This window comes from Nocardia niigatensis NBRC 100131 (assembly GCF_000308655.1).
GTDB classification, from domain to species: domain Bacteria; phylum Actinomycetota; class Actinomycetes; order Mycobacteriales; family Mycobacteriaceae; genus Nocardia; species Nocardia niigatensis.
Genome location: NZ_BAGC01000108.1, coordinates 44,267 through 69,070, shown reverse-complemented (window position 1 = coordinate 69,070; position 24,804 = coordinate 44,267). Strand labels below are relative to the sequence as shown.

26 protein-coding genes and 1 tRNA gene are annotated in these 24,804 nt (G+C 66.7%); 14 read left to right on the top strand and 13 right to left on the bottom strand.

Annotation, left to right across the window (positions count from 1 at the left end; genetic code table 11):
* The first annotated feature begins 11 nt into the window (after positions 1-11).
* Positions 12-1,778, top strand: coding sequence for an SDR family oxidoreductase (locus tag ON33_RS32800; RefSeq protein WP_040863024.1), 1,767 nt, complete (start codon positions 12-14; stop codon positions 1,776-1,778).
* Positions 1,779-2,211: 433 nt separating this feature from the next.
* Here ON33_RS32800 and ON33_RS32795 read toward each other — a convergent pair whose 3' ends face one another.
* From ON33_RS32795 to ON33_RS32785, 3 genes are all read right to left on the bottom strand, one after another.
* Entirely contained in the window at positions 2,212-2,694 is a 483-nt protein-coding gene (locus ON33_RS32795; RefSeq protein ID WP_040863023.1) for a UCP032817 domain-containing protein, read from the bottom strand.
* A 114-nt stretch (positions 2,695-2,808) separates the two neighbouring features.
* Positions 2,809-3,852 (bottom strand): TerC/Alx family metal homeostasis membrane protein, encoded by a 1,044-nt coding sequence (locus ON33_RS32790; RefSeq protein WP_085996877.1) that lies wholly within the window; start codon positions 3,850-3,852, stop codon positions 2,809-2,811.
* 175 nt (positions 3,853-4,027) lie between these two features.
* On the bottom strand, positions 4,028-4,456 hold the full coding sequence (locus ON33_RS32785) for a nitroreductase family deazaflavin-dependent oxidoreductase (RefSeq protein WP_040863022.1): 429 nt from the start codon (positions 4,454-4,456) through the stop codon (positions 4,028-4,030).
* A gap of 151 nt (positions 4,457-4,607) precedes the next feature.
* Between ON33_RS32785 and ON33_RS32780 the strand changes: the two genes are divergently transcribed.
* The 3 genes from ON33_RS32780 (at position 4,608) to ON33_RS32770 (ending at position 5,748) form a co-directional block, all read left to right on the top strand.
* Entirely contained in the window at positions 4,608-4,985 is a 378-nt protein-coding gene (locus tag ON33_RS32780; RefSeq protein WP_040863021.1) for a DUF4234 domain-containing protein, read from the top strand.
* A 74-nt stretch (positions 4,986-5,059) separates the two neighbouring features.
* Positions 5,060-5,133: transfer RNA gene (locus ON33_RS32775), tRNA-Ile, on the top strand.
* 441 nt (positions 5,134-5,574) lie between these two features.
* Complete coding sequence (locus ON33_RS32770; protein ID WP_040863020.1) at positions 5,575-5,748, top strand: CsbD family protein; 174 nt, start codon at positions 5,575-5,577, stop codon at positions 5,746-5,748.
* Between the two features lie 107 nt (positions 5,749-5,855).
* Here the strand turns inward: ON33_RS32770 and ON33_RS32765 are convergent, their stop codons facing one another.
* The 5 genes from ON33_RS32765 to ON33_RS32750 all read right to left on the bottom strand — a co-directional run bounded on the left by ON33_RS32765 (position 5,856) and on the right by ON33_RS32750 (position 9,505).
* Positions 5,856-7,064, bottom strand: a complete 1,209-nt coding sequence (locus tag ON33_RS32765; RefSeq protein WP_083869470.1) for an AI-2E family transporter — start codon at positions 7,062-7,064, stop codon at positions 5,856-5,858.
* Complete coding sequence (locus ON33_RS32760; protein WP_157184846.1) at positions 7,061-7,480, bottom strand: glutamate-cysteine ligase family protein; 420 nt, start codon at positions 7,478-7,480, stop codon at positions 7,061-7,063. Before ON33_RS32760 ends, ON33_RS32765 begins: the two co-directional genes overlap by 4 nt.
* Positions 7,481-7,650: 170 nt before the next feature.
* Positions 7,651-7,854 (bottom strand): hypothetical protein, encoded by a 204-nt coding sequence (locus ON33_RS32755; RefSeq protein WP_040863018.1) that lies wholly within the window; start codon positions 7,852-7,854, stop codon positions 7,651-7,653.
* 332 nt (positions 7,855-8,186) lie between these two features.
* Entirely contained in the window at positions 8,187-8,342 is a 156-nt protein-coding gene (locus ON33_RS42400; protein ID WP_085996876.1) for a DUF6131 family protein, read from the bottom strand.
* A 383-nt stretch (positions 8,343-8,725) separates the two neighbouring features.
* Positions 8,726-9,505, bottom strand: coding sequence for a DUF1206 domain-containing protein (locus ON33_RS32750; protein ID WP_040863017.1), 780 nt, complete (start codon positions 9,503-9,505; stop codon positions 8,726-8,728).
* 380 nt (positions 9,506-9,885) lie between these two features.
* Between ON33_RS32750 and ON33_RS32745 the strand changes: the two genes are divergently transcribed.
* Entirely contained in the window at positions 9,886-10,281 is a 396-nt protein-coding gene (locus ON33_RS32745; RefSeq protein WP_040863074.1) for a hypothetical protein, read from the top strand.
* A 551-nt stretch (positions 10,282-10,832) separates the two neighbouring features.
* On the opposite strand, the gene ON33_RS32740 is transcribed toward ON33_RS32745, so the two are convergent.
* Entirely contained in the window at positions 10,833-11,066 is a 234-nt protein-coding gene (locus ON33_RS32740; RefSeq protein WP_083869469.1) for a metallothionein, read from the bottom strand.
* Positions 11,067-11,319: 253 nt separating this feature from the next.
* On the opposite strand from ON33_RS32740, the gene ON33_RS32735 reads away from it, so the two are divergent.
* Positions 11,320-14,121 (top strand): aminotransferase class I/II-fold pyridoxal phosphate-dependent enzyme, encoded by a 2,802-nt coding sequence (locus tag ON33_RS32735; RefSeq protein ID WP_040863015.1) that lies wholly within the window; start codon positions 11,320-11,322, stop codon positions 14,119-14,121.
* A gap of 15 nt (positions 14,122-14,136) precedes the next feature.
* Here the strand turns inward: ON33_RS32735 and bfr are convergent, their stop codons facing one another.
* The 4 genes from bfr to ON33_RS32720 all read right to left on the bottom strand — a co-directional run bounded on the left by bfr (position 14,137) and on the right by ON33_RS32720 (position 17,064).
* A complete protein-coding gene (gene bfr, locus ON33_RS32730; protein ID WP_040863073.1) occupies positions 14,137-14,616 on the bottom strand; it encodes a bacterioferritin in 480 nt (159 codons plus the stop codon).
* 58 nt (positions 14,617-14,674) lie between these two features.
* On the bottom strand, positions 14,675-14,866 hold the full coding sequence (locus ON33_RS40230) for a (2Fe-2S)-binding protein (protein ID WP_083869468.1): 192 nt from the start codon (positions 14,864-14,866) through the stop codon (positions 14,675-14,677).
* A gap of 162 nt (positions 14,867-15,028) precedes the next feature.
* Positions 15,029-15,949 (bottom strand): SGNH/GDSL hydrolase family protein, encoded by a 921-nt coding sequence (locus ON33_RS32725; protein WP_051153258.1) that lies wholly within the window; start codon positions 15,947-15,949, stop codon positions 15,029-15,031.
* A gap of 113 nt (positions 15,950-16,062) precedes the next feature.
* Entirely contained in the window at positions 16,063-17,064 is a 1,002-nt protein-coding gene (locus ON33_RS32720; protein ID WP_040863014.1) for an AraC family transcriptional regulator, read from the bottom strand.
* A 297-nt stretch (positions 17,065-17,361) separates the two neighbouring features.
* Here ON33_RS32720 and ON33_RS32715 point away from each other — a divergent pair, with 297 nt between their 5' ends.
* The 8 genes from ON33_RS32715 to ON33_RS32680 all read left to right on the top strand — a co-directional run bounded on the left by ON33_RS32715 (position 17,362) and on the right by ON33_RS32680 (position 24,624).
* Positions 17,362-18,336, top strand: a complete 975-nt coding sequence (locus tag ON33_RS32715; protein WP_040863013.1) for a quinone oxidoreductase family protein — start codon at positions 17,362-17,364, stop codon at positions 18,334-18,336.
* Between the two features lie 25 nt (positions 18,337-18,361).
* Positions 18,362-19,255, top strand: coding sequence for a TauD/TfdA dioxygenase family protein (locus ON33_RS32710; protein WP_040863012.1), 894 nt, complete (start codon positions 18,362-18,364; stop codon positions 19,253-19,255).
* Between the two features lie 47 nt (positions 19,256-19,302).
* Complete coding sequence (locus ON33_RS32705; RefSeq protein WP_040863011.1) at positions 19,303-20,355, top strand: beta-keto acid cleavage family enzyme; 1,053 nt, start codon at positions 19,303-19,305, stop codon at positions 20,353-20,355.
* 134 nt (positions 20,356-20,489) lie between these two features.
* On the top strand, positions 20,490-21,788 hold the full coding sequence (locus tag ON33_RS32700) for an MFS transporter (RefSeq protein ID WP_040863010.1): 1,299 nt from the start codon (positions 20,490-20,492) through the stop codon (positions 21,786-21,788).
* Positions 21,789-21,812: 24 nt separating this feature from the next.
* Positions 21,813-22,415, top strand: a complete 603-nt coding sequence (locus ON33_RS32695; RefSeq protein ID WP_040863009.1) for an RBBP9/YdeN family alpha/beta hydrolase — start codon at positions 21,813-21,815, stop codon at positions 22,413-22,415.
* Positions 22,412-23,176, top strand: coding sequence for a CoA transferase subunit A (locus ON33_RS32690; RefSeq protein ID WP_040863008.1), 765 nt, complete (start codon positions 22,412-22,414; stop codon positions 23,174-23,176). Before ON33_RS32695 ends, ON33_RS32690 begins: the two co-directional genes overlap by 4 nt.
* A 1-nt stretch (position 23,177) precedes the next feature.
* Positions 23,178-23,831 carry a 3-oxoacid CoA-transferase subunit B gene (locus tag ON33_RS32685; RefSeq protein ID WP_040863007.1) on the top strand — a complete coding sequence of 218 codons (654 nt, stop codon included), beginning with the start codon at positions 23,178-23,180 and terminating at the stop codon, positions 23,829-23,831.
* 34 nt (positions 23,832-23,865) lie between these two features.
* Positions 23,866-24,624 carry a DUF8020 domain-containing protein gene (locus ON33_RS32680; protein ID WP_157184845.1) on the top strand — a complete coding sequence of 253 codons (759 nt, stop codon included), beginning with the start codon at positions 23,866-23,868 and terminating at the stop codon, positions 24,622-24,624.
* The last annotated feature ends 180 nt before the right edge of the window (positions 24,625-24,804 follow it).

Here is a 24,804-nt window from a genome sequence, read left to right as displayed (position 1 = left end):
AGGAGAAGATCGTGACCGATCACCCCACCGTCATCTCCGCCGCCGAACGCCTGGTGCGCAGCGGCGAATTCGACATCGCCGTCTACGAATACGGTGAGCCCTCCGCCGAGACCATCGTGCTGGTGCACGGCTGGCCCGACGACAACCACCTGTGGGACCGGGTGGTGCCGCTGCTGGCCGACCGCTTCCACGTGGTCACCTACGACACCCGCGGGCACGGCCGCTCCACCCGCACCGACCGCACCGAGGACTACCGGCTCGAGCACTTCGCCGCCGACTTCTTCGCCGTCGCCGACGCGGTGAGTCCCGATGCGCCCGTGCACATCCTGGCCCACGACTGGGGTTCGGTGGAGATGTGGGAGGCCGTCTGCGAGCCGCAGGCCGCCGGGCGGGTCGCCTCCTTCACCTCGGTATCCGGGCCCAACCTGGACCACCTCGGCGCGTGGGTGCGGTCGAGCCTGTCGCGCGGCAAGGTGTGGGGGCCGTTCACCCAGCTGCTGTCCTCCATGTACACCGGGCTGTTCATGACCCCGGGCGTGCCGCGCGTGGTGCTCAAGCCGCTGGGCACCGAGAAGATGTGGTCGCGTTTCGTCGGGCTGATGAACGAGACCTCGCCGGACAACATCAAGCTCGGACCGGAGTTCCGACGTGACTTCTTCGACGGCATGCGCATCTACCGCGCCAATATCCTGCAGCGCCTGGGGGATCCGCGCGAGCGCCGCACCGAGGTGCCGGTGCAGCTGATCATCGCGCGCCGCGATGTCGCGGTGCGGCCCGCCGGCTACGACGACACCAAGGACTGGGCGCCCAACCTGTACCGGCGCGAGGTCGGCGGCGGGCACTGGCTGCCGTTCTCGCACCCGGAACTGCTCGCTACCTCCACCGCCGAACTCATCGACTCGCTGCGCACCGGGGAGAGGCCGCGGACGCTTCGCCGTGCCGAAGTCGGCCGGGAGCAGCGGCCTTTCGAGCACCAGCTGCTGGTGATCACCGGCGGCGGTAGCGGCATCGGGCGCGAGACGGCGCTCGCGTTCGCCCGCAAGGGCGCGGAGGTCGTGCTCTCCGACATCAATGTGGACTCGGCCAAGGAGACCGCGGATCTCATTGCCGCCGAGGGCGGTACCGCGCACGCCTACCAGCTCGACGTCTCCAGCGAGGACGCCGTCGCCGAGCACGCCGCCGCCGTCATCGCCGCGCACGGGGTGCCCGACATCCTGATCAACAATGCCGGTGTCGGCGCGGCGGGCGACTTCTTCGACACTCCCGCGGCCGAATTCAACCGGGTCCTCGACATCAACCTGCACGGCGTCATCAACGGCTGCCGCGCCTTCGGCAAGGCCATGGCCGACCGCGGCCTCGGCGGCAACATCGTCAACCTGTCCTCGATGGCCGCCTACACCCCGCAGCGTGGCTTCGCCGCCTACTCGACCTCGAAGTCCGCGGTCTTCATGTTCTCCGACTGCCTGCGCGCCGAACTGGCCGGACAGGGCATCGGCGTGCACACCATCTGCCCCGGCATCGTGCACACCAATATCGTTGCCACCACCCGCTTCTCGGGTGTCTCCGCCGACGAAGAGGCCGCCAAGCAGCAGCGTTACGACAAGCTCTACGCCGCTCGCCGCTACGGCCCCGAGAAGGTCGCCGATCAGATCGTCAAGGCCGTCGAGCAGGGCCGCGACGTCGTCCCGGTGACCCCGGAAGCCTGGCTGCAGTACCGCTTCAACCGTTTCGCCCCGGCGGTGGCCCGCTTCTTCGCGGCCCGCGTGAAACTGACGTAGGAGGTACCCATTTCGGCGGGGGCTCACACCGGTGATGAGCCCCCCAGAAAATGGGTTTGTCGGACCGATTCTTCCCGGCGTAGCTTTCGGCTATACCTCGCGGTAGGGGCCGCGAGGCGGGGGAGGAGGCCGACGATGGTTGGCGGAATTATCCTGGTTGGCATCGTGATCGCGCTGATCGCCGTGACGATTTCTGCCGCGAACCGGAAAGAGCCCGATCGCCGTCGTGGAAGTCGCAGCAAGAGTTGGGGATACGGGGCGGCCGGCAGCGACGGGGGCGGCGGGTGGTCCGACGGTGGCGGTAGCCACGGCCACGGCTGCGGCGGTGGGCACAGCGGGTGCGGCGGCGGCAGTGGCTGCGGTGGCGGTGGCTGCGGGGGTGGTGGTTGCGGCGGCGGTTAGCCGACTGTCCCGATACCCGACCGTGTGGCGGTCAGCCCGCGCGTAGCGCGGCCTCGATGGAGCGGACCCGCTCCGACTGGATTCCCCACGGATGGTCCACTCCCACAACGGTATCCAGGTCCCACAGCACGCATTCCTCGCCCGGTCGCGCCACGAACGACCAGGCGACCACCGTGCGCCCCAACTGCTCCGCCATCGGGTCACCCGACCCTGTGCCCTCGCCGTCGGGGAAGTGATGCAGGAACCGGCCGTACGCGCTGTCGCACAACCGCGCGTACCGCTTGGTGCACAGGATGAGCCCGTGCCACGCCTCGTCCACCGCATGCGAGGGCATGCCGATCACCCGATCGTCCCGCATCGCCGCCCCGCAGCAGCGCAACCATTGCCGCAGACCGGTTTCCACCAGTTCCCGCGGCTGCCACGGACACGTCTTGAACACCGCCTCCGGAAGTTCCAGCGCGTCCACGGCGCTGTTGATCCGGTCGATTCGTGGGCGCCGGGAACGGTGCAGCATGGCTTCACGCTACGTCGATATCGGCGCGGTTGGCGAGTAAGCGCATGAGCAGGGCCCCGACGGGTAACCATCAGGGGCCCTGCCGTTTTCGACCGGGGGATCGAGCCCTGCTCACTACGCGTCGACGGCGGTTTCCTGGGCCCGTCCCTGATCGCCGCGGGTGGCGCGAAGGCTGGAGAGGGTCACCGTCGCCAGCACCAGCACGATCACCAATAGTGAGGCGGCCGTGGGGATCTGGGGGACCCCGCTCCAGATGCCGTGCGCCCAGTGCAGGACCAGCTTCACGCCGATGAAGGCGAGGATGGCGGCCAGGCCGTAGGCGAGGTGCACCAGGCGGGAGAGCGCGGCGTGCAGGACGAAATACAGTGCGCGCAAGCCGAGTAGCGCGAAGGCGTTGGTGGCGAACACCAGGAACGGGTCGCCGGTGACGCCGTACACGGCGGGCACCGAGTCGACGGCGAAGACGATGTCGGTGGCCATGACCGCGCCGACCACCAGCGCCAGCGGGGTGAGGGCGCGGCGGAACTTGCCCGGCTGGGCCGGATCCGCCTCGCGGACCACCATCTCGGTGCCGCGGTAGTCGTCGGTGACGGGCCAGATGCGGCGCAGCAGCCGCACCGACTTCATGCTCGCGACATCGAGTTCCTGCTCGTGCCCGCCGGCCGCGTCGGCCAGCAGCTTCACCGCGGTCACCAGCAGGATCATGCCGAACAGCAGGAACGCCCAGTCCAGGGTGGCCAGGGCGGCCGCGCCGAGCGCGATGAAGATGCCGCGCAACACCAGCGCGCCCGCGATGCCGTACAACAGCACCCGCTGCGCCAGCACCGCCGGCACCGCGAACGCCGACAGCAGCAGCATGAAGATGAACAGGTTGTCCACCGACAGCGACTTCTCCAGCAGGTAGCCGGTGAAGAACTCCACGGCCGGGGTGCCGCCGTTGTTGAACCACAGGAACACGCCGAAGCCGATGGGCAGGGCAATGTAGAAGACGGTCCAGGCGACGGCCTCACGCATCGGTACCTCGTGCGGGCGGCGCGTGAGCGCGAAGTCGAGGACCAGCAGGGCCAGCACCGCGGCGATCGTCCCGGCCCACAGCCAAGGGGTACCGACACTCTGGATGGCGGTGGAACTCGCGAGAACGGACAGGGTAGGACTCATGGGACCTCCTCGGGCAGGGAAACCAGCCGAGGTCTCCTTCACCTGTGTCCGCAGGCAACCACCCGGGGGACGCGACGGCGCGGCCCGTACTGACCGGAGTGATTCTTGGGAAGTACTCCCCTCAAGTCAGCCAGGATAGTCGACCCTTACCCGCGAGGTCCACTCGAAACGTGGTTCAGCGCGGTGTGAGGACCACCACGGAGATCGGACGCGAGGTCATCGTCTGGTACTGGGTGTAGCGGCCCCGGTTGACCTTGTCGACGAGCTGGAACCGGCGGGCGTACTCCGGATCGTCCGGGTAGGTGGCTTTCGCTGTGACCGGGATCCGCTTGGTGCCGATCTGAATATCGCAGTCCGCCTTGGCCTTCACATTGGCCAGCCAGCCCGGCGGTTTCGGCGACCCGCCGTTGGACGCGGTCACCAGGTAGTCCGGGCCGTCCTGCGCGTAGGTGAGCGCATTGGTGCGCTCCTTGCCGGTCTTGCGGCCGACCGTGCGCAGCAGCAGCGTGGGGTTGCCGAACAGCAGCTTGTGCCCGACCCGGCCGTTGCTGTTCTCGTAGATCCACTGATGTGCCTTCAGCACGTTCGCGAACAGACTCGCCATCGTGTTCCTCCCTGGTCGTGAACAGGCCCGAATCGTCGTGGAGAAGCCCAGATTAACGCTTCACGATCCGGTCACGATCTTGTGGATACGTTTCCCGAGCCGGTTCGCCCCGGGATATCGAAAATCGCACGACAACAAAAGGATTCATCGCATGACCACCGCCCTCGCCACGCCGATCAAGCCCCGCAACCCGGTGCTGGTGTGGCTAGTCTGGCCGCTCGTCACCCTCGGCATCTACTTCCTCGTCTGGTACTACAAGATCCACAAGGAGATGGCCGAACTCCGCCGCGACCCCGAAGCCCCCGTCGCGGGCCCCCTCCTGGTCATGCTCTTCCTCTCCTGGACCGGCATCGCCGCCATCATCAGCTTCTGGCGCACCGGAACCCGAATCCGCCAAACCCAGGAGGCCGCCGGCCTGGAGGGCACCTGCAACCCCCTCTACGGCTTCCTCCTCAACCTCGTCTTCGGCCTCGGCGTCCTCTACTACCAGCTCGAACTCAACAAGATCGCCGACCGCTACGCCGTCTAGCGAGTCCAACTGGGCATCGACCCTCCCGAGGCGGTACCATCTCGCGGAGCCCGCAGAGTGATCTGAAGCGGTCGGGGGCGGTAGCTCAGTCGGTTAGAGCCGTGGACTCATAATCCATTGGTCGCGGGTTCGAGCCCCGCCCGCCCCACACACCCCCTTTCACCTGCGGATACTCCGCCTCGTTAGGTCGAGACGCTCGGCAGGGCCTGCGACTGTGACCACACGATGCAGGGCGACCTGTTCGACCTCGTACTCCGGATTGGTCGAAGTGGCTGCGCCCGTTGGCATTCTGCGGAACCTGCGAGGAGTGGTGTCGGCGATGCAGGTGTTCGAGACCGAGAGCGCGGACATGGGCCGCTAGCGCCAGTAGTACGTCTACCGCTGCCCGCGTCGAAGATCGCGGGCGGATGCATTACCGCCTATTTCGGTCGGGATAGCGAACCAGCTCACACTCGCTTCGGTGATGACCGAGCGGGTGCCGAGAACACTGCGTTGGCGGGCCGTTGTTTGGCCGCCCGAATGTGGGCTACCCGCCAGAGGACCGGCTGGAAATAGCAGGCCGGCACCTTCGAACAAAGGAGCCGCAATCATGGGCACTGCAGACAAGGCAAAGAACAAAGCCGAGGAACTCGCCGGTAAGGCCAAGGAGAAGTACGGCAAGGCCGCCGACGACAAGAGTAAGCAGAACGAGGGCAAGGCCGATCAGGCCAAGTCCAACCTCAAGGATGCGGGCGAGAAGGTCAAGGACGCCTTCCGCCACTGACCAGGCGTTGGCCAGCGTCGATCGCGACCGGATGGCCCGTCGTGGTCATCCGTTCGACGCGCGCCCGTGACGGCTGTCCGCCGGGCTATGGAGCCGAACGCCGATAGTCAGCTGTCGTCCAGGGACGGCAATACCGTTTCACTGATGATCAGCAGCACTGCTGCGGCGACCGGGATGGCGAGCAGGGCGCCGACTATCCCGAGCAACGCGCCACCGAGCAGAACCGACACCACCGTCACGATCGCCGGCACCCGGACCGTTCTGCCGATGATTCTGGGCACGAGTACGTAGTCCTCGAACAGCCGCAGGACGATGAAGAAGATGACGGTGGCCACTGTGACGGGTATGGATACGGTGAGCGCGACCAGGGCCACGATGATCCCGGCGATGGTGGAACCCACCACCGGGATCAAGTCGAGGACGGCGACCAGGATGGCCAGCAACAGCGGGTAGGGCACGTCGAAGATCATCAGCCAGATGAAGGTCAACACCGCGGTTATCACCGAGATGACCAAATTCCCGAGGATGTAGCCGCCGACCTTCGTGAAGATCTCGTCGCCGATCAGGATCGCTCGCGGTCGGCGCGAGCGCGGAAACAGCCGGTAGATCGAGGCGCGAACCTGTGCGAAATTGGCCATGAAGTAGCCGGTCAGCACAGCGACGATCACCGTGCCGCTGACGATGCTGAAGACGAGGCGGCCCGCGCCGAGGACACCACCGGCCAGGTTCGAGGGATCCGACCCCACCCACTGCTGGACTCGGTCCTGGAGATGGAAACGAGTGTTGAGCGCGTCGATGAGTGGATATCGTTGCGCAAGATGGTTGACGTAGTCCGGAGCGTTGTGGACCAGCGCGCTGCCTTGGGTGACCAGCGGAGGTATCGCGGCCGCGAGGAACCCGGCCAGCAAGCCGATCGCGACCACGAATACCACGGTCACGGCCGCCCATCGCGGAAACCAAGGCCGAACCAGCCACGACACGACAGGTTCCAAACCTATTGCCAGGAACAGCGCGATGGTGATCAAGACCAGCACTTGACTGGCGGCGATCACTACCTGGATCGCGCCGTAGGTCACCGCGACCCCGGCAGCGCCTGCCATGCCGACCATGAACGGCGATCGCGGATCGAATCGCCGCCCGGGCTTGCCCAGCGGGTTCTGCGTCGTGCTGGCCCGCGCCGCCGCCGCTTCCGCGGCAATGATCGGTCCGCCTTCGTCGGTGGTGTGGGGTTGCGCGACCAGATCACTGTGGCCCTGCTCTGGCCCGTCAGTGGTATGGCGCTCCTCGGTTCGGCCGCGGTCGTTGTCTTCGTTCATGGCGTGGATCCGCGGGGTGGCGCGAATACGGCAGAGCAATCATGTCCGCCGGCGGAAAGGGGCATACCCTCGCTCGTCAGTCGAAAAGCACCGACAAGGTCGCCGATGCCCAGGGGTGCGGCGATCCGTTGTCGGGTGGCACCGGTGCCGTGACACACCGCGGCCGCCTCCATCTGATCGTCGATGCGCGGTCCTTCGATTCCCTCTGCCGGCATGCGCAACGCCGTTTGCACCAAGCCTCGGGTGAGCACCGCTTGCAGCACAGCGTCGTCGGCGGTCGCAGCGGTATCGGCTGCTCGCACCTCCACAGTGGGATGACTCTCGGAAGGACGGGCCAACCAGAACGACATGTGCTGGTCGATGAGGACCCCGCGTTCGACCAGGGTCGGCAACCAGGGGCGCAGGTGGTTCACCACCGCGACAGCCTTATCCTGATCGTCGACGCCCGCATGGGCCCCGCACACTCTTCTTCGAAAAACACCGTGAGTGCCTGCCGCATCGCAACCGCCCTCTTCCTCGACCTATGCCAACTCGACATACCCAGACGCCGATTGTGGAAACAGCGCCTCACTGTGCGATCGGCGGCCTACGGGCTGGGTTTGGGAACGTTGCAGTTGGTGACCTTAGGGTTGACTCCCGCATAGTTCAAGGGCCCGGCGATCACCGTGACCGCGATGGTTCCCACACTTGCGCAGTTCTGCTCCCGGTGGGTGAAGTATCCACGCTGACCCGCCGCGATCACCCCGATGATCAGCCATACGAGCACCAGCAATGACATCAGACGACGCATCACCCGTTTCCTCCTTTATTCAGGTCGCCACAACGGATAATCGCGGCACGGCCGGAATTACGAAAGGGAATCCGGCGATGAGGAGGCTACTCCGAGAATGATCAAGAGAGCTGCCTGATTTCAAAAGATGTGAGATATTCAGGGATACGGCACAATGCCTGTAAGGTGACCTTATTCGCGCGCTCCCACTCCTTTTCCAGCTCGGTTCGCGAGTCCGCCGCCTCGCCGCGATGCATGTTCGCCTGCTGGAAGTTGCTCGGCCCGCCGCTGAGCGCGGTCAGCCTGGCAGCGGTACGGCGGCCGGGATCAGGAGTGCGAACGGGATCCAGTGGTCAGTAGTAGTGGCGTCGGCCGCCAACGGCGTGGCCCATCGACCCCAACAGCAGCAACGCGAGACCGATGACGAGGACCACAATCCCGATGGTCCACAGGATCGGGATACCAAATATGAACCCAACAATAAGAAGAATGACTCCGAGAACGATCATGGTCGGTACCTGGCTTCTTTTCGCTGCTGTACTCGAGGGGCCCGAGAAACCCTCCAGTGCTGGTATCGATTATGTGCCAATGCCAGCACCGCTCACTACGCCCACCCGACCACGGCCACGGGAAGAACAAAGCCACGATGATCAACCCGATGCGCTGCATATTCCAGTAGACGCCTCAGGACCAGGGATGTACACCCCCCTGTCGATCGAAGTCGCAGCTCGGCAGTGTTGCGGCGGTGCGTTCGGGCTGAGATGCACCGCACAGGGATCGGTCAGCCATGCGTTCACGAGCCGGTGTGGTCGGCGCGGATCAGGAGCAGTTCTTCTGCGCGAAGACCGGGAGCAATAACGCTCGAGCCATTGTCGCTTCGGCTGTTATCCGACTACATCTTGGTGTACCGGGCCATAGCGAAGCTGTAGAGGCCGTAGGTGATGATGCCCAGGCCCGCCACGATCAGGAGGGCCGCTCCGTAGGGTTGAGCTCCCACGGTTTTGAAGGCGCCGTCGAGTCCGGCAGCTTTGTCCGGCTCGGATCGACTCACGGCGAGGATAACCAGCAACCCGACCGCGGCGATGGCCAGCCCTTTGGCGATGTATCCGACCGTGCCCAACCTTCGTACGAGGTCGCTGGTGGCGCCCTCGAGGTCCTCGAGGAAGCTCTGGCTCACTCCTTTGTAGACGTGGTAGCCGCCGATCGCGATGATGATCAGCCCGCCAGCGATGAGGGCGATCGTGCCGGCGGTGGTTTGCATCATGCGGGCGGTGATCCCCGTGCTCTGGCCGCTGCTGGACTTGCCACTGCCGCGGGCGAATTCGAACGCGGAGAGAGCGAAGGCGAAATAGACCACCGCCAGCCCAGCCGCCTTGACGCGATCGATCGCTTCGGATTTCTTACTGTCGGCGGCGGGTTCGGACGCGCTGCCGAGTGCCGCTTCGGCGAGCCGCCACAGCGCCATCAGCCCGAATGCGACGACGCACACCCACAGGGCGATGACGCCGCCCGGCTTGGCGCCCAGTTCCGCCATGGCTCCGGATTGGTCGGCCGTGCCCGCCGCGCCGCCGAGGGCGATACGGATGGCGATGTAGCCGATGATCAGGTGCACGATGCCGCTTACGACGAAGCCCGCGCGGGCTGATCGTTCGAAGATGCTGTTCTGAGCCACCCGGCCCGCGACCGAGGACGAGTTTTCGAACGACGCCGACGACGATCCGCCGGTCGACGGAGAGGATGGGTTGTTGTCGGGCAATGGTCTCGCCTCGTATCAGTGGTGGTGCGAGCTCCGCTGGAGGTGCGACGAGCGGTGTGTGGGAGCGCGGTCCCGAAGCCGACCGTGCGGCCGGGCGTCTCCGGGAACTCACCCGATATCGGCTATCACAGGCGGTCCGTTGTGTGGTTTCGCCGCGCTGTCAGCGTAGCTCCGCCTTCCCCGCTGGCGGTAGCTGCGGGGCCGGATCAGCCTGGGCATCCGATCGATTATTTTCCCAGTTCAGAGGTCGTCGAGTGGCGTTATGGTAGATGGGGGCGGGTGCGAGGAGTCAAAAGATGAGCACCACCATTGTGATCGTGATCATCGTCGTCGCGGTTGTGATCATTTTGCTTGTGGCCTGGTTGTTGATGCGCAAACGGCGCGAACATCAGCGGGTCGAAGCTGCGGGTATCCGGGACCGCGCGGCGGAACAGGAATTCGAGGTCGCTCAGCGGGAGGCGCGGGCGGATGAGATTGCCGCCAGGAGCCGGGCGGTAAAGGCCGAAAGCGAGGCCAAGGCGGCGCAGGCCGAGCAGCTTGCCCAACAGACGCACATGCAGCGCGGCGAGGCGGCGGATTCGCGAACCGAGCTGGACAAGGAGTGGGAGCGCGCGGATAAGATCGATCCGGATACGAAGTCAGGTGAGACGCGGCGGGGGACTGATTCTGGACAGGCCCCGCACAGCCCCTGACATTGATCCGAGGATTCTCCGGCTGTCGGGGTCTCGCGAACATGAGCACCGATGTGATCGCGACCACTTCGTCGCGTTCAATGGTCGGGTCGGCGCCTGAAGGCGTGTGGATCGCATGACACTGCGATCGCATGACACTGCCCCGCGCGCCAGGGCTGGGCAGCGGCCCGTACGCCGATTGTGTCGCAGACGTCGCGCCCTGTGGCCGTGGTTGACCGACTCTCGGTCGTTGTGACCGATAGTCCATTGGTCGTGGTTGGGGCCCCGCCCGCCCCACAAACCACTGTCGCCCGCGGGATACCCCGCCTCGCCTGGTCGGGCTGTTCCAATACGAAGCAACGCCAGCGGTTCTCCAGATACCTTGCCGCCGGCGGCATCATCGCGTCGGTCCGTTCGGCGCGATGACACTGCCCGCTGCGCAGTCCCGAATGCTGAAGTGCCGCAGGAGTATTGGAAGCAGGCGCGCGAACGGCACCGATGCCCACGGTTGATGGCGTTGGGCATCGCCAGGCATCACGGGAGATCCCCTTGGCTCGGGGATCACGCCGCTTTCAGATGTGGTCGACCAGGCCTATGGCACCCTCGGAGACCGCGCAGTGCACGCAGCAGAAGAACCGGCCCTCGGACTCCACGCCGTGGCCGATGATCTTGCAGTTGCAGTGCTCGCAGATGGGTGCCATGCGGTGGATCGCACATTCGAAGCAGTCGAAGACGTGCCGCACTCCCTGAGCTTCGACGACGATCGGCATGGCGTAATCGTTTCCGCAAACCTCGCATGCGCTCATGGATCGCACGCTACTCCGTGGGATCGGTTCGGTGTCTCCAGTTCCGAATTATGTGCCCTTGACCAGGGCTCGAGGAGTCGTGAACGCGATTCCGATCGGCAGGCTTCAGGCGGCGGGACAACGGACCGCCGAGCGTGGCTAGGCATTTGCTCGGCGGCGGGACACAATATGTCCAGGGATCACGGTTCCAGACCGGTTTGTCGTGTTCAGCACATTCACCTCGTCAGCACTGATTGGGGGCGGAACCGACGATATGCACAGAGACGGCGAGCGCCCTGAACGACTGAGTGTTTCCGCGCTGGCGGCGGTAGCCAACCCGTCGTACTCACGCATCGATACGTGGAATCTGCTCGATGACGCGTGCCGCCGGCTGGCCGATGTCAACCATGCCGGTCTGGACACCACGCACGAAGCCGCCCGGGTGCGGCGTCTCCTCGATCGTCTCGGCGCCTATGAGCGCTACTGGCTGTATCCGGGATCGGAGCGACTGGCCGCATTCCGCGGATATGTCGCCGATCTCGCTACGACGCGGCTCACCGAGGAGGTGTCGCTGGCCGTCCGCCTGCTCTCCGAATACGGCGACCGCACAGCGTTGTTCGACCCGTCCATGCCCTTGGCCGAGCAGGAACTCGTGGCGCGGACCAGACAGCAGCAGTTCTATACCGTCCTGCTCGGCGACGATTCCCCGCCCGAGGCTCCCGAGAGCCTGGCGGAGAGTTTGCGGGCGCTGCGAGACCCGTCCGACGAGGTGCAGTTCGAGCTGCTCGTCGTGGCGAGCATCGAGGACGCCATCACCGCCGTCGCGTTGAACGGCGAGATTCAGGCGGCGATCATCCGCCATGACCTGCCGCTGCGTTCACACGACCGGGTGCCGCTGATGACCACGCTGCTCGGCGCCGAACAGGATGCGGTCGTGACCGACCGCACGCGGGACTGGGTCGAATGCGGCGAACGGATCAGGGAGCTGCGGCCGCATATCGACCTGTATCTGCTCACCGACGAGTCGATCGCCGCCGAGACCGAGGACGAGCGCGACGTCTACGATCGCACGTTCTATCGGCTCAACGATGTGACCGACCTGTACAGTACGGTGCTCGCCGGTATCCGAAGCCGTTTCGCCACACCGTTTTTCGACGCCCTGCGGGCCTACGCGGCCGCGCCCGTCGGACAATTCCACGCCCTGCCCGTCGCGCGCGGCGCCAGCATCTTCAACTCCAAGTCGCTGCAGGACATGGGAGAGTTCTACGGGCGCAACATCTTCATGGCCGAGACGTCGTCCACCTCCGGCGGGCTGGATTCGCTGCTGGACCCGCACGGCACGATCAGGGCGGCGATGGACAAGGCTGCCGCGACCTGGTCCGCGGATCACACCTACTTCGTCACCAATGGAACATCCACCGCGAACAAGATTGTCGTGCAAGCCCTTACCCGGCCCGGCGACATCGTTCTGATCGACCGCAATTGCCACAAATCGCACCACTACGGACTGGTGCTCGCCGGGGCGTACCCGATGTACCTGGACGCGTACCCGCTCGAGCAGTTCGCGATCTACGGAGCGGTACCCCTGCACACCATCAAGAAGGCGCTGCTGGACCTCGAGGCCGCCGGGCTGCTGGACCGAGTGCGTATGCTGCTGCTCACCAACTGCACGTTCGACGGCATCGTCTACAACCCGCGGCGCGTGATGGAAGAGGTCCTGGCGATCAAGCCGGACATCTGCTTCCTGTGGGACGAAGCGTGGTACGCGTTCGCGACCGCGGTGCCGTGGGCCCGGCAGCGGACCGCGATGGTTGCCGCCGGCCAGCTCGAATCGACCTTGTCGTCGCCCGAGTACGCCGAGGAGTACCGGCAGTGGCAGGCATCGATGCGGGGAGTGGATCGTGCCGAGTGGAGTGACCACCGGCTGCTTCCCGACCCCGGGCGCGCACGGGTCCGGGTGTACGCGACGCATTCCACCCACAAGTCGCTGTCGGCGCTGCGGCAGGCGTCGATGATCCATATCCGCGACCAGGACTTCGCTGCTCTCGTGCGCGAGGTGTTCAGCGAGGCGTTCCTGACCCACACCTCGACATCACCGAACCAGCAACTGCTGGCGTCGCTCGACCTGGCGCGCCGGCAGGTCGACATTGAGGGCTTCCAGCTGGTCCGGAACGTCTACAACATGGCGCTGGTCTTCCGGCACCGGGTCCGCAAGGACCGGCTGATCGGCAAGTGGTTCCGCATCCTGGACGAGGCCGACCTCGTGCCCGAGGCGTTCCGGGTCTCCGAAGTCAGCTCGTACCGGCAGGTCAGGCAGGGTGGCCTGGCGGAGTGGAACGAGGCGTGGCGGTCCGATCAGTTCGTGCTCGATCCGACCCGGGTCACCCTGTTCATCGGCAAGACCGGCATGAACGGATACGAGTTCCGCGGGAAGATCCTGATGGACCGGTTCGGCATCCAGATCAACAAGACCTCGATCAACAGTGTGCTGCTGATCTTCACGATCGGCGTCACCTGGTCGAGCGTGCAGTACCTGCTCGACGTGCTGCGGCGGATCGCCACCGACCTGGAGCGCGCCGAGAGCGCGGCGGGCAAGGCCGATCGTGCCCTGCACCTGCGCCAGGTCGACGCGATCACCAAGGATCTCCCCGCGCTACCGGACTTCAGCGAGTTCGACACCGCGTTCCGTCCCAGCGGCGCCAGCTCGTTCGGCGACATGCGATCGGCCTTCTACGCCGGGTATGAGGAGTCCGACCGCGAACACGTGCTGCTCGGCGAGGCCGGGCGACGGCTCGCCCAGGGAAAGACCCTGGTGTCGACAACTTTCGTCGTTCCCTACCCGCCCGGCTTCCCGGTGCTGGTCCCGGGTCAGGTGATCTCGCGGGAGATCCTCTATTTCCTGGCCGAGCTCGACGTCAAGGAGATCCACGGCTACAACCCTGACCTCGGGTTGTCGGTCTTCACCGAGGACGCGCTCGCACGACTCACGGCCCTCCGCCTGGGTGCCGCCGCGGTCGACGGTGCGCCGGCTGTCACTCCGACACGGGCATCGGTCACCGTTGGAAGGGTCTCGTGAGCTGTCCGGGTGGGATCAGTCCTCCGAGGCGTCGGTATAGCGCTGGAGATAGAGCGGTTCACCGAGCTTCTCGAGCAGGTCGAGTTCGGTCTGCAGGTAGTCGACATGCTGCTCTTCGTCTTCGAGGATCTGCTCGAAGATGCGTGCCGAGGTCGCGTCGCCCCGCGAGCGCATCAGCTCGATGCCCGGGCGAAGCCGGTCGACGGCCTCGATTTCGATCTGGAGATCGGCCTGTAGCTGCTCGGGGACGGTTTGCCCGATTCGCAGCACGCCGAGCTTTTGATAGTTGGGCAGCCCATCGAGTAACAGGATTCGATCGGTCAGGGTTTCCGCGTGCCGCATCTCGTCCATCGACTCGTCGCGGGTGTGCTGGGCCAGCTTCGGGAAGCCCCAGTGCTCCTGCATTTTGGCGTGCAGAAAGTACTGGTTGATCGCGGTGAGTTCGGCCGTCAGCTGGTCATTGAGCAGTGCAATGATGTCCTTGTCGCCCTTCATGGGCGTGATAGTGGCACAGATCACCAGAGAGTGGTGACGTGCGAGCGTGCGTGTCGGATCAGGCCGCCGGTGACTCGGCGCCGGACACCGCCCGGGCCTGGCTGAAAGTCTCCGCCAGGCGCGTCGCGCAATTGCCGCAGCCCGGTCGCCAGCCGCACGCGCGCTTCACCTGTCTGATGGAGTGGGCACCACTCGAAACGCAGTCGTGCACGTCGTCTTCGGAGACGGCGTTGCAAATGCAGACATACACGGGCGGGCCTCGCTGGCGAGAGTGATTTACGAAGGGGCCTACCTTGTCGTGCAGGTAAGGCTCTCCTAATTTATAGCACCGTTCGGGAGAATCGAAAAGCCTGCGGACTCGCCGCGGCCATTGCGCGGGCGGGGCCGGCGATGGTCGTGGGTTTCCGCTGCTTCAGCCTTGGGCGATCCGCTGCTGCACGGCGGCCGCGAGCATGGAGTCGCCGTGCGCGGTGGGGTGCCAGGGGAACCCGAGCAGTTCGGTGCGTGGGTCGAGGGCTCCGTCCACCCAGGAATCCGCGGTGCAGGCGCCGTGCCCGGCGGTTACCGCTCGGGTGTCGAGGAAGTCCACGTTCAGAATGCCGGCGGCCTCGCGCTGGGCCGTGTCGATCCGGTCCAGATACCCCGTGACCGCGCCGGCCCGGGGCTGGACCGCATTGATGCCGAGGATGCCCGCGCAGGCGGAATCCTGGCCGGGGGAGTGTATTTCCGGGTATCCCACGAAAACGATCCGGGCGTTCGGGGCGTAGTAGCGGATGTACTCCACCGCTTGGCGGACTCGGCCGGCATAGGCCTGGCCGGTGATGGTATCGAGGTCGGGGGCGCGGCCCTGCGCTGCGGCTTCCCGACCGCACCCATCGATCAGGTCGGTCAGGCAGGTGAAGGCGCGAGACAGGGCGATGGGGTTGTCGGTTCCCCAGGCGTCGTTCATGCCGAGCTGAATCGTCACGGCTCGGGTGCGTGGTCCGAACGCGTTATCGGACATGGCCCGTTTCACCTGGTGTACCAGGGTCCAGCCCGAGGTGTCGATCGTGCCGCCCTGGCACGAGGTGTCCTCGACGTCGTCTTGCGGCAAACCCATGCGCTGCATCAGCTGTGTCGGCCATGACGTGGGCACGTGCTTGCAGCCGGGATCCCCGCCCGGGTTCAGCAGGTCGAGGATCTCCCCGTTGGCGGAGAAGGAATCGCCGATCGCCACAAGGGTTTTGCCGCTGGGGGCCTCCGCCGTGGCCGGCGGCGCCATCGCTGCGAGCACCGCTGCGGTGCCGCAGGCCGTGGACGCCGCGAGCAACCGCAACCGAGCCGAACTCTTCACTGGCTGTGTACCTCTTATCGATCCATTGCGAAACGCTTCCGTTTCGAACGTCTACTGTAGCGGCGCGACGGTAGCGCCGCGGATCGATCGCGAATTCGGCGAAAATTCGAATTTCATTCCTGGGCCGCGTTTCGCCAGTGGGTTGGGGTGCAGCCGTGGAGGCTTCGGAACCAGCGGGTGAAGTTGCCGGGGGAGGAGAAGGCCAGGAGTTCGGCTATTTCGGTGAGGGTGTGGCGACGGCTGGTGACCATGTGCTGGGCCAGTTCGGCTCGGGTGGTGTTCAGAAGCGAGGTGAAGGTCTCGCCTTCGGCGGCCAAATGGCGGTGGATGGTGCGGCGGTCTACGCCGAGGCTGCGGGCTACCTGGTCGATGGAGCAGCGGCCGGTGGGGAGGAGGAGTTCGATGAGTTCGCGGACACGGTCGAGGGTGGTTCCGGTGAGGGTGTCGCGGGGGGCTTCGAAGAGTTGGCGGGCGTAGGTGCGGAGTTGGGGGTCGGACATGGCGTTGGGGGAGTCGAGATCGGTTGTGTAGGCGATGATTCCGCTGAAGTCCTGGTTGTAGGTGACGTGTGGGCCGAGGATGCGGTGGTGGTTGTGGCGGTCTCGGGGCGCGGAATGGGTGAAGCGGATTTCCGCGGGTTGCCAAGTGGTTCCGAGGAATCCGCGCAGGAGGCCGTGGAGGGCGCCGACCGCTAGTTCGGTCGCCTGGCGGGTTTCGCCGGGCTCCTTGAGGTCGACGGCGAGGCGGATGGTGGCCATGCTGTCGTGCTCGGTGAGCCGGGTGTGCAGGGCTTCGTTGTACATGTGCTGGTGGCGCGAGATGACGCGTAATGCGCTGCGCACGTCGGGTTCCTCACGGACGACCAGGCTCAGCGGGCCGAGGTTGGCGAAGCGGCGGCGTTCGGCCAGGCGCAGTCCGAAGTCCTCGCAGCCGGACGCGTTCGCGGACCGCTCGAGCAGATCGGCGATGGCGGCCGCGGGAACCCAGCGGTCCTGCAGGCTCAGGCTGCCCGGATCGAGACCGGCCGCGCGGATCAGTTCGACCGGCTCGAGACCGAGCGAACGGCCGAGTTCCACGTAGCCGTGCAGTGCGGCGTAGCGGGCCAGGGGCTTCATGCGGTCCCTCCTATGTCCCGAAATGAACAGATTCCTGTCCCGACAGGATAAGCACAGACGAAATCCCGGCCCTACTGTGGAGTCCATCACAGCGACGGTGATCGGCGGATAGGACGACATCGGGACCGGTGAGCGCACCCGGCCCGGCCTCCCGCCGACATCCCGCACCCGATAGCCCGGCTCGCCGTGCGCCCCGGGAGGGGCGGCGGTCGTAGTGAGCCGGGCTCCCCGTTGCCGGACCCGAAGGCCGACCGCATCCCGAACCGGGGCGCGGCGGCGTCGAAGAGGAGATCTGTTGTGGCACAAGCTGTTCGTTTCCACGAATCCGGCGGACCGGATGTTCTGCGCTGGGAGGACGTCGAGGTAGGCGATCCCGGGCCGGGCGAGGTTCGCATTCGGCACGCGGCGGTAGGACTGAATTTCGCCGACACCTACTTCCGCAGCGGCCTGTACCCGGCCGCCCTGCCCGCGGGCATGGGCGTCGAGGCGGCCGGTGTGATCGAGGCGGCCGGCCCGGGCGTCGACGGTTTCCGGCCCGGCGATCGGGTCACCTACACCGGAAGTCCGCTGGGCGCGTACAGCACCGAGCGGGTGATGCCGGCCGAGCACCTGATCCGCCTGCCGGACGAGATCGGTTTCGAGGTGGCCGCGTCGATGACGATGCGTGGCCTGACGACGGCTTACCTGTTGCGCCGGATCCATCCCCTGCAAGCCGGTGACACCGTGCTTCTGCACGCGGCGGCAGGCGGTGTCGGCCTCATCTTCACGCAGTGGGCGAAGCTGTTGGGGCTCACCGTGATCGGAACGGTGTCGACCGAGGAGAAGGCCGAGATCGCCCGGGCGCACGGCTGCGATCACGTGGTGGTCTACACCCGCGAGGACGTCGCCGACCGGGTGCGTGAGCTGACCGGCGGCGCGGGAGTGCCGGTGGTCTACGACAGCATCGGCAAGACCACCTTCGACACGTCGCTGGCCGCGCTGGCGCGCCGCGGACTGCTGGTGTGCTTCGGGACCGCCTCGGGTCCGGTGCCGCCCATCGACGCCATGCGGTTGGCGGTCGGGGGCTCGTTGTTCGTCACCCGGCCCGCGCTCGCCGACTACATCGCCGATCCCGTGGAGCGCGCCGAACTGGCCGGCGAGCTGTTCTCCCATGTCGCGGCGGGACGCATCCGGATCGAGATCAATCAGCGCTACGAGTTGCCCGATGCCGCACGCGCGCACCGTGATCTGGAGTCCGGCCGCAGCATCGGCTCCTCGGTCTTCACCCTCTGACCCGGTCGCTCATCTGGAGGAATTCATGACAACCATTGCCCCACTGCATGATTCGGCGGTGCGCGGAGCCCTCCGCGTCGAGCCGCTCACCTGCACGATCGGCGCCGAGCTCCTCGACGTCGATCTGGCCCGGGTGGCGCACGACGATGCCCTGTTCGCCGAACTGCGCGCCCTGCTGCTGAAGCACAAGGTGCTGTTCATCCGCGACCAGGACATCAGCCGCGCCGACCACGTCGCTCTCGCACAGCGGTTCGGCCCGCTCGAGGATCACCCCGTGGCCGGCAGCGACCCGGATAATCCCGGTCTGGTGCGCATCTACAAGGACCTCGACAGCCCGGCCGAGCACTACGAGAACGCCTACCACTGCGATGCGACCTGGCGGCAGCACCCGCCGATGGGCTGCGTGCTGCGCTGTGTGGAGACGCCGCCGGTCGGCGGCGACACCATCTGGGTGAACATGGTGGAGGCCTATCGGCGGCTGCCCGACCCTGTGAAGCAGCGCATTCAGGGACTGCGGGCCCGGCACAGCATCGAGGCCAGCTTCGGCGCGGCCATGCCGATCGACAAGCGACACGAACTGGCACAACGGTTCCCGGACGCAGAACACCCGGTCGTCCGCACCCATCCCGAAACCGGCGAGCAGATCCTGTTCGTCAACTCCTTCGCCACGCACCTGGTCAATCACCACACCCCGGAGAACGTGCGTTTCGGCGTCGACTACGCGCCCGGCGCCGCCGAATTGCTGCACTACCTGATGCGCCAGGCCACGATTCCCGAATACCAGGTCCGCTGGCGGTGGACGAAGAACAGCTTCGCCATCTGGGACAACCGATCCACGCAGCATTACGCCGTCCAGGACTACTGGCCCGCGGTCCGAAAGATGGAGCGCGCCGGGATCATCGGCGACGCCACCTTCTGAGAACGACTTCCCTTCACCATCATTCGATCTCCGACAGGAGCATTCCCATGCATTTCCACGACGACGCCCTCTTCCCCGAGAACCAGGAGAAGCTGGTCATCACCGTCGCCCCCTATGGCCCGGAATGGGAACTCGACGACTTCCGCGAGGACCTGCCGCTGACCATGGACGAGCACGTCCAGGCCGCGGTGGACTGCTACAACGCCGGCGCCACCGTCCTCCACATCCACGTCCGTGAACTCGACGGCAAGGGCTCCAAGCGGCTGTCCAAGTTCAACGAGCTGCTCGGCCGGCTGCGGGAGGCGGTGCCGGACATGATCCTGCAGGTCGGCGGTTCCATCTCGTTCGCCCCGGAAGGCGATGGCGCGGACGCGAAGTGGCTCTCCGACGACACCCGGCACATGCTCGCCGAACTCGACCCGAAGCCGGATCAGGTCACCATCGCCATCAACACCAGTCAGATGAACATCGTCGAGCTGATGACCGACGACGATCTCGCCGGCACCTCCTTCACCCGCCCGGAGGTGTATGAGGCATACCGCGAGATGGTGGTCCCGGCCGGACCGGCGTGGGTCGAGGAGCATCTGAAGCGGTTGCAGGCGGCCGGAATTCAGCCGCACTTCCAGCTGTCCAGCATTCCGCAGCTGGAGACGGTGGAGCGACTGATCCGCCGGGGTGTGTACACCGGCCCGCTCATGCTGACCTGGGTCGCCATCGGCGGCGGCTTCGACGGGCCCAACCCCTACAACATGATGGAGTTCATCCGCCGCGTGCCCGACGGCGCGGTGCTGACCCTCGAGACGCTCATGCGCAGCTGCCTGCCGGTCAACACCATGGCCATCGCCATGGGCCTGCACGCGCGCTGCGGCAACGAGGACACGCTGTGGGGCCGTAAGGGCGAGAAGATCACCTCGGTGCAGCAGGTCGAGCAGCTGGTGCGGGTCGCCGGTGAGCTGGGCCGCGCGGTGGCCACGGGCAAGGAGGCCCGCGAGATCTACCAGCTCGACGAGCGCTACGCCGATGCCGACGAAACCCTGGCCAGGATCGGTTTCGCTCCCAACCGCAAGCCCGGGCAGGTCGGATTCACCCACCACGCCTGAGCGCGCGGCTCCGGGCGGGGACCACGGTGCCCGCCCGCTATCGGGCGTGAGCCGCACGGGCTGCGCTTCCACTTCTTCCCTCAGCTCCGGCGCATCGCCCACCGTCTCGGTGCGCCGGATTCGTAGGAGCACCAATGGAGTTGCACACCACCGCCCCGGACCCGGCGGTCACCCTCGCCTCGCGCAACCGCCGGTACGCGTGGGTCGTCTTCGCACTGGCCTTCGGTCTGCTGCTGGCCGATTACATGTCGCGCCAGGTTCTCAGTGCGGTCTTCCCCTTCCTGAAAACCGAATGGGCGCTGTCGGATTCGCGGCTGGGCTCGCTCACCAGCGTGGTCGCGCTGATGGTCGGGATACTCACGCTGCCGCTGTCGCTGCTGGCCGACCGGTGGGGGCGCGTGCGCAGCCTGGTGCTGATGGCCGTGCTGTGGAGCGTCGCGACGCTGGTGTGCGCCCTCGCCGCCGACTATCAGCAGATGCTGGCCGCCCGCTTCCTGGTCGGGGTGGGCGAGGCAGCCTACGGCAGCGTCGGGATCGCGCTGGTGCTCAGCGTGTTCGCGCCCCGCATGCACGCCGCTCTGGGCGGTGCGTTCATGGCCGGGGGATCGTTCGGGTCGGTGCTGGGCGTCGGGCTGGGCGGCCTCATCGCCGTGCGGCTGGGCTGGCGCTGGTCCTTCGCCGTCATGGCGGTCTTCGGTCTGCTGCTGGCGCTGCTCTTCCGCGCCGTTGTCAGCGAGGCGAAGCTCGCAAGTCATGCCGCCGCCGATCCCCGAACCGGCGACGCCGGCAACGGTTTCCGGGCACCGGTGTCGACGTTGTTCACCAATCCGGCGGTGGTGTGGGCCTATCTGGGTAGCGCGCTGCAGATCTTCACCGCGGCGGTACTGCTGTCGTGGATGCCCAGCTTCTTCAATCGCGCCTACCATCTGGCCCCGGACCGGGCAGGCGTGGTTGCCTCGGTGTTCGTGCTGCTCGTCGGCGCCGGGATGGTCGGCTGCGGCATGATCACCGATCACGCCGGCCGCGTGGACATGTCCCGCAAATGGACTGCCGCCCTGGTGTTCTGCGCGATCTCGCTGGCGTGCCTGATCATCGGATTCAGTGTCGGCACCGGTCCGGTGCAGCTGCTGCTGATCGGCGTCGGCGCCTTCTTCTCAGGCGGCTCGTCGGGGCCCACCGCGGCCATGGTCGCCAACCTGACCCATCCTTCGGTGCGGGCGTCGGCCTTCGGCACCCTCACCCTCGCCAACAGCCTGCTCGGGCTCGCTCTCGGCCCCTTCGTCGTCGGCGTTCTCGCCGATCACCTCGGGCTGGCGACCGCGCTGCGGCTGGCGCCACTGGCCTATCTGGCCGCCATCGCCGCCCTGCTGCTGGGCCGGCGCGCCTATCCCTCGGGGCTGCGCAAGCTGGCGGCCGTCGACCACTCGCTCTGATCTCGAAAGGACCTGTCGTAGACCATGAACGACACCGCTGAACCCACCGTCGTGATCGTGCCGGGGTTACGCGACCATGTGCCCGAGCACTGGCAGACCCTGCTCGCCGAACGGCTGGACAAGGTGCGCACCGTGCCGCCGCTCGAGCGTGACGGACTCTCTCGCGCCGCCCGCGTCGCCGCCCTCGATGCCGTCCTCGCCGATATCGAAGGCCCGGTGGTGCTGGTCGCTCACAGCGCGGGCGTCATGATCACTGTGCACTGGGCGCAAAAGTCGAGTCGACCCGTGGCGGGGGCGCTGCTGGCCACGCCACCCGACTTCGAATCCCCACTGCCGCAGGGCTATCCGAGCCTGGACGAGTTGGACACGCACGGCTGGAATCCGATTCCGTGGCGGCGGTTGTCTTTCCGCAGCATCGTGGCCGCTTCCACCACCGACCCGCTCGCCTCGTACCGGCGGGTGGCGGGTATGGCGGAGGCGTGGGGCAGCCACCTGGTGGATCTCGGCGATGTCGGACACCTGAATCCCGCGTCCGGACACGGTTATTGGCCACGCGCCGAGGAACTGCTGCGCGAGCTGACCGACCCGGTCACCGCTTCCGCGGCAGGCCGGGAGACCGGACGATGAGCAAGGTAATCGCCTCGGCCGCCCAGGCGGTCGCCGACATCGGATCCGGATCCCGGCTGGCCGTGGGCGGATTCGGACTGTGCGGCATCCCGGACGCGCTCATCGCGGCCCTGGCCGCGCGGGCCGTCACCGACCTGGAGATCATCTCCAACAATTGCGGCACCGATCGGCACGGCCTGGGAATACTGCTGGCGGACAGGCGAATCCGTCGCATCACCGCGTCCTATGTGGGCGAGAACAGCGAGTTCGCCCGCCAGTACCTGTCCGGCGAACTCGAAGTCGAGCTGACCCCGCAGGGCACCCTGGCCGAGAAGCTGCGGGCCGGCGGCGCCGGAATCCCGGCATTCTTCACCCCCGCGGGTGTGGGCACTCCGGTCTCCGAGGGCGGCCTGCCGTGGCGATACGCGGCCGACGGTTCGGTCGCCGTGGCCTCGCCCGCCAAGGAGGTCCGCACCTTCGACAGTGGCCGGGGCGCACGGCGATACGTCCTCGAGGAGGCGCTCACCGCCGATTACGCGCTGGTGCACGCGCTCACCGGCGACACCGAGGGAAATCTGGTCTTCGACAAGTCGGCCCGCAACTTCAACCCGCTCGTGGCCGCCGCCGGCCGTGTCTGCGTCGCCCAGGTCGAGAACCTGGTTCCCGCGGGCGATCTGGATCCCGCGCACATCCACCTGCCCGGCGTCTACGTCGATCGCATCGTGCACACCGGGCCGCAGCGCAAACACATCGAGAAGCGCACCGTCGCCGAGGAGCACTGACATGACGACAGCCCCCATCGTCGCCGGCTGGTCCCGCACCGCCATGGCCGCGCGCGCCGCACGCGAATTGCGGAGCGGTGAATACGTCAATCTCGGCATCGGCCTGCCGACCCTGATTCCCAACCACCTGCCGGACGGCATCCGGCTGGCGCTCCACTCCGAGAACGGCATCCTCGGCGTCGGGCCGTATCCGCGGGCGGCCGATATCGACGCCGATCTGATCAATGCGGGCAAGGAAACGGTCACCGTCCTCGCGGGGGCGTCGTTCTTCGACTCCGCGACCAGTTTCGGCATGATCCGGGGCGGGCACATCGACACCGCGATCCTCGGCGGCATGCAGGTCTCGGCCACCGGTGATCTCGCGAACTGGATGGTGCCCGGCCACATGGTCAAGGGCATGGGCGGCGCCATGGATCTCGTGCACGGCGCGCGCCGGGTCATCGTCCTCATGGAGCACACCGACAAGAGCGGCGCCTCGAAGATCCTGCCCCGCTGCACCCTTCCGCTCACCGGCGAGAAGGTGGTGCAGCGGATCATCACCGATCTCGCCGTCATCGACGTGACCCCGGCGGGGCTGGCCCTGCGCGAATGCGCGCCGGGCGTCACCGTCGCCGAGGTCCGCGCGGCCACCGCCGCACCCCTGACCATCGCCTGAACCCACCAATGATGATGAGGACAATTCCATGAAGATGAGCAGGACCGTAGTGACGGCAGCGGTCGCGGCCGCTGCCTTGGCGACCGCCAGTGCCACCGCCCACGGCACGCCCGGCGCCGAGGATCCCGCGCCGGTGCATTACGAAGTCACCCGTTCCGGGGACTCCGCCGTGCTGAAGGTCGAGAACGGCTCGCTGCGTCACGTCGACGACCAGCTGGTCGTCCTCGACCGCGGCGACCGGCCGGTCGCGGCCATCCCGCTGGCCTATCGCCTCGACGACAAGGCCTACCCGATCACCACCCGGGTCGACCGCGCGACCGCTACCTTGACGCCGGAAAAGGAAGGGGCACAGCCTGTTACGCCGGTGGCTGCCTCGGATATCGTGACCACCGATCGAGCCGCGGCCCAGATCGCGGAATCGTTCACGCCTCGCGACTCGCAAGCTCTCGGCGCGTTCGCGCAGCGTGTCGCGATCGGCGCGGCCGTCAGCGCGGTCCTCGGTGCCGTCCTCGGCGCGGGAGTCGGCTGCCTGGTCGGCGCGGCGGCCGGCGCCGCCATCAGCAGCCCGGTCATCGCCTTGCTGGTGCCCTTCGTCGGGGCGGCCATCGCCGGATGTGTGCTCGGGATGGCCACTCTCGGCGCCGTCGGCTCGATGGCCGGGATCGTGCTGGCCGGCGGCCCGGTCACCCTGTTCTCCGCCATCCAGTACTTCACCACCTTGCTCACCCCGTGCCCACCCGAACTCGCCTACTGTAAGGACCCGGCCCAGCAGCCGGCCTCGCAAGCCAAATAGGGTGCGCCCGGACCTTCACCTGGGAGATGTCGATCCTTGAACGATCGGTGTGATTTCCGGGCCTGACTCATTCCCATGGCGTGAGTCGTCCCCGAAATTCACTCCGGCCGGTCGAGCATTCGATCCACCGGAACCGCGAGACTCGATCCCGCGGCGTCCCAAGCCGCGATCGCCGGCCGT

What these genes read in the sequence shown, in the direction of transcription:
- ON33_RS32795 (WP_040863023.1), bottom strand. Translation starts at nt 2,694, where the DNA reads ATGCTGCACCGTTCCCGGCGCCCACGAATCGACCGGATCAACAGCGCC.
- ON33_RS32790 (WP_085996877.1), bottom strand. Translation starts at nt 3,852, where the DNA reads ATGAGTCCTACCCTGTCCGTTCTCGCGAGTTCCACCGCCATCCAGAGT.
- ON33_RS32785 (WP_040863022.1), bottom strand. Translation starts at nt 4,456, where the DNA reads ATGGCGAGTCTGTTCGCGAACGTGCTGAAGGCACATCAGTGGATCTAC.
- ON33_RS32780 (WP_040863021.1), top strand. Translation starts at nt 4,608, where the DNA reads ATGACCACCGCCCTCGCCACGCCGATCAAGCCCCGCAACCCGGTGCTG.
- ON33_RS32770 (WP_040863020.1), top strand. Translation starts at nt 5,575, where the DNA reads ATGGGCACTGCAGACAAGGCAAAGAACAAAGCCGAGGAACTCGCCGGT.
- ON33_RS32765 (WP_083869470.1), bottom strand. Translation starts at nt 7,064, where the DNA reads ATGAACGAAGACAACGACCGCGGCCGAACCGAGGAGCGCCATACCACT.
- ON33_RS32755 (WP_040863018.1), bottom strand. Translation starts at nt 7,854, where the DNA reads ATGCGTCGTCTGATGTCATTGCTGGTGCTCGTATGGCTGATCATCGGG.
- ON33_RS42400 (WP_085996876.1), bottom strand. Translation starts at nt 8,342, where the DNA reads ATGATCGTTCTCGGAGTCATTCTTCTTATTGTTGGGTTCATATTTGGT.
- ON33_RS32745 (WP_040863074.1), top strand. Translation starts at nt 9,886, where the DNA reads ATGAGCACCACCATTGTGATCGTGATCATCGTCGTCGCGGTTGTGATC.
- ON33_RS32740 (WP_083869469.1), bottom strand. Translation starts at nt 11,066, where the DNA reads ATGAGCGCATGCGAGGTTTGCGGAAACGATTACGCCATGCCGATCGTC.
- ON33_RS32735 (WP_040863015.1), top strand. Translation starts at nt 11,320, where the DNA reads ATGCACAGAGACGGCGAGCGCCCTGAACGACTGAGTGTTTCCGCGCTG.
- bfr (WP_040863073.1), bottom strand. Translation starts at nt 14,616, where the DNA reads ATGAAGGGCGACAAGGACATCATTGCACTGCTCAATGACCAGCTGACG.
- ON33_RS32720 (WP_040863014.1), bottom strand. Translation starts at nt 17,064, where the DNA reads ATGAAGCCCCTGGCCCGCTACGCCGCACTGCACGGCTACGTGGAACTC.
- ON33_RS32710 (WP_040863012.1), top strand. Translation starts at nt 18,362, where the DNA reads ATGACAACCATTGCCCCACTGCATGATTCGGCGGTGCGCGGAGCCCTC.
- ON33_RS32705 (WP_040863011.1), top strand. Translation starts at nt 19,303, where the DNA reads ATGCATTTCCACGACGACGCCCTCTTCCCCGAGAACCAGGAGAAGCTG.
- ON33_RS32700 (WP_040863010.1), top strand. Translation starts at nt 20,490, where the DNA reads ATGGAGTTGCACACCACCGCCCCGGACCCGGCGGTCACCCTCGCCTCG.
- ON33_RS32695 (WP_040863009.1), top strand. Translation starts at nt 21,813, where the DNA reads ATGAACGACACCGCTGAACCCACCGTCGTGATCGTGCCGGGGTTACGC.
- ON33_RS32690 (WP_040863008.1), top strand. Translation starts at nt 22,412, where the DNA reads ATGAGCAAGGTAATCGCCTCGGCCGCCCAGGCGGTCGCCGACATCGGA.
- ON33_RS32685 (WP_040863007.1), top strand. Translation starts at nt 23,178, where the DNA reads ATGACGACAGCCCCCATCGTCGCCGGCTGGTCCCGCACCGCCATGGCC.
- ON33_RS32680 (WP_157184845.1), top strand. Translation starts at nt 23,866, where the DNA reads ATGAGCAGGACCGTAGTGACGGCAGCGGTCGCGGCCGCTGCCTTGGCG.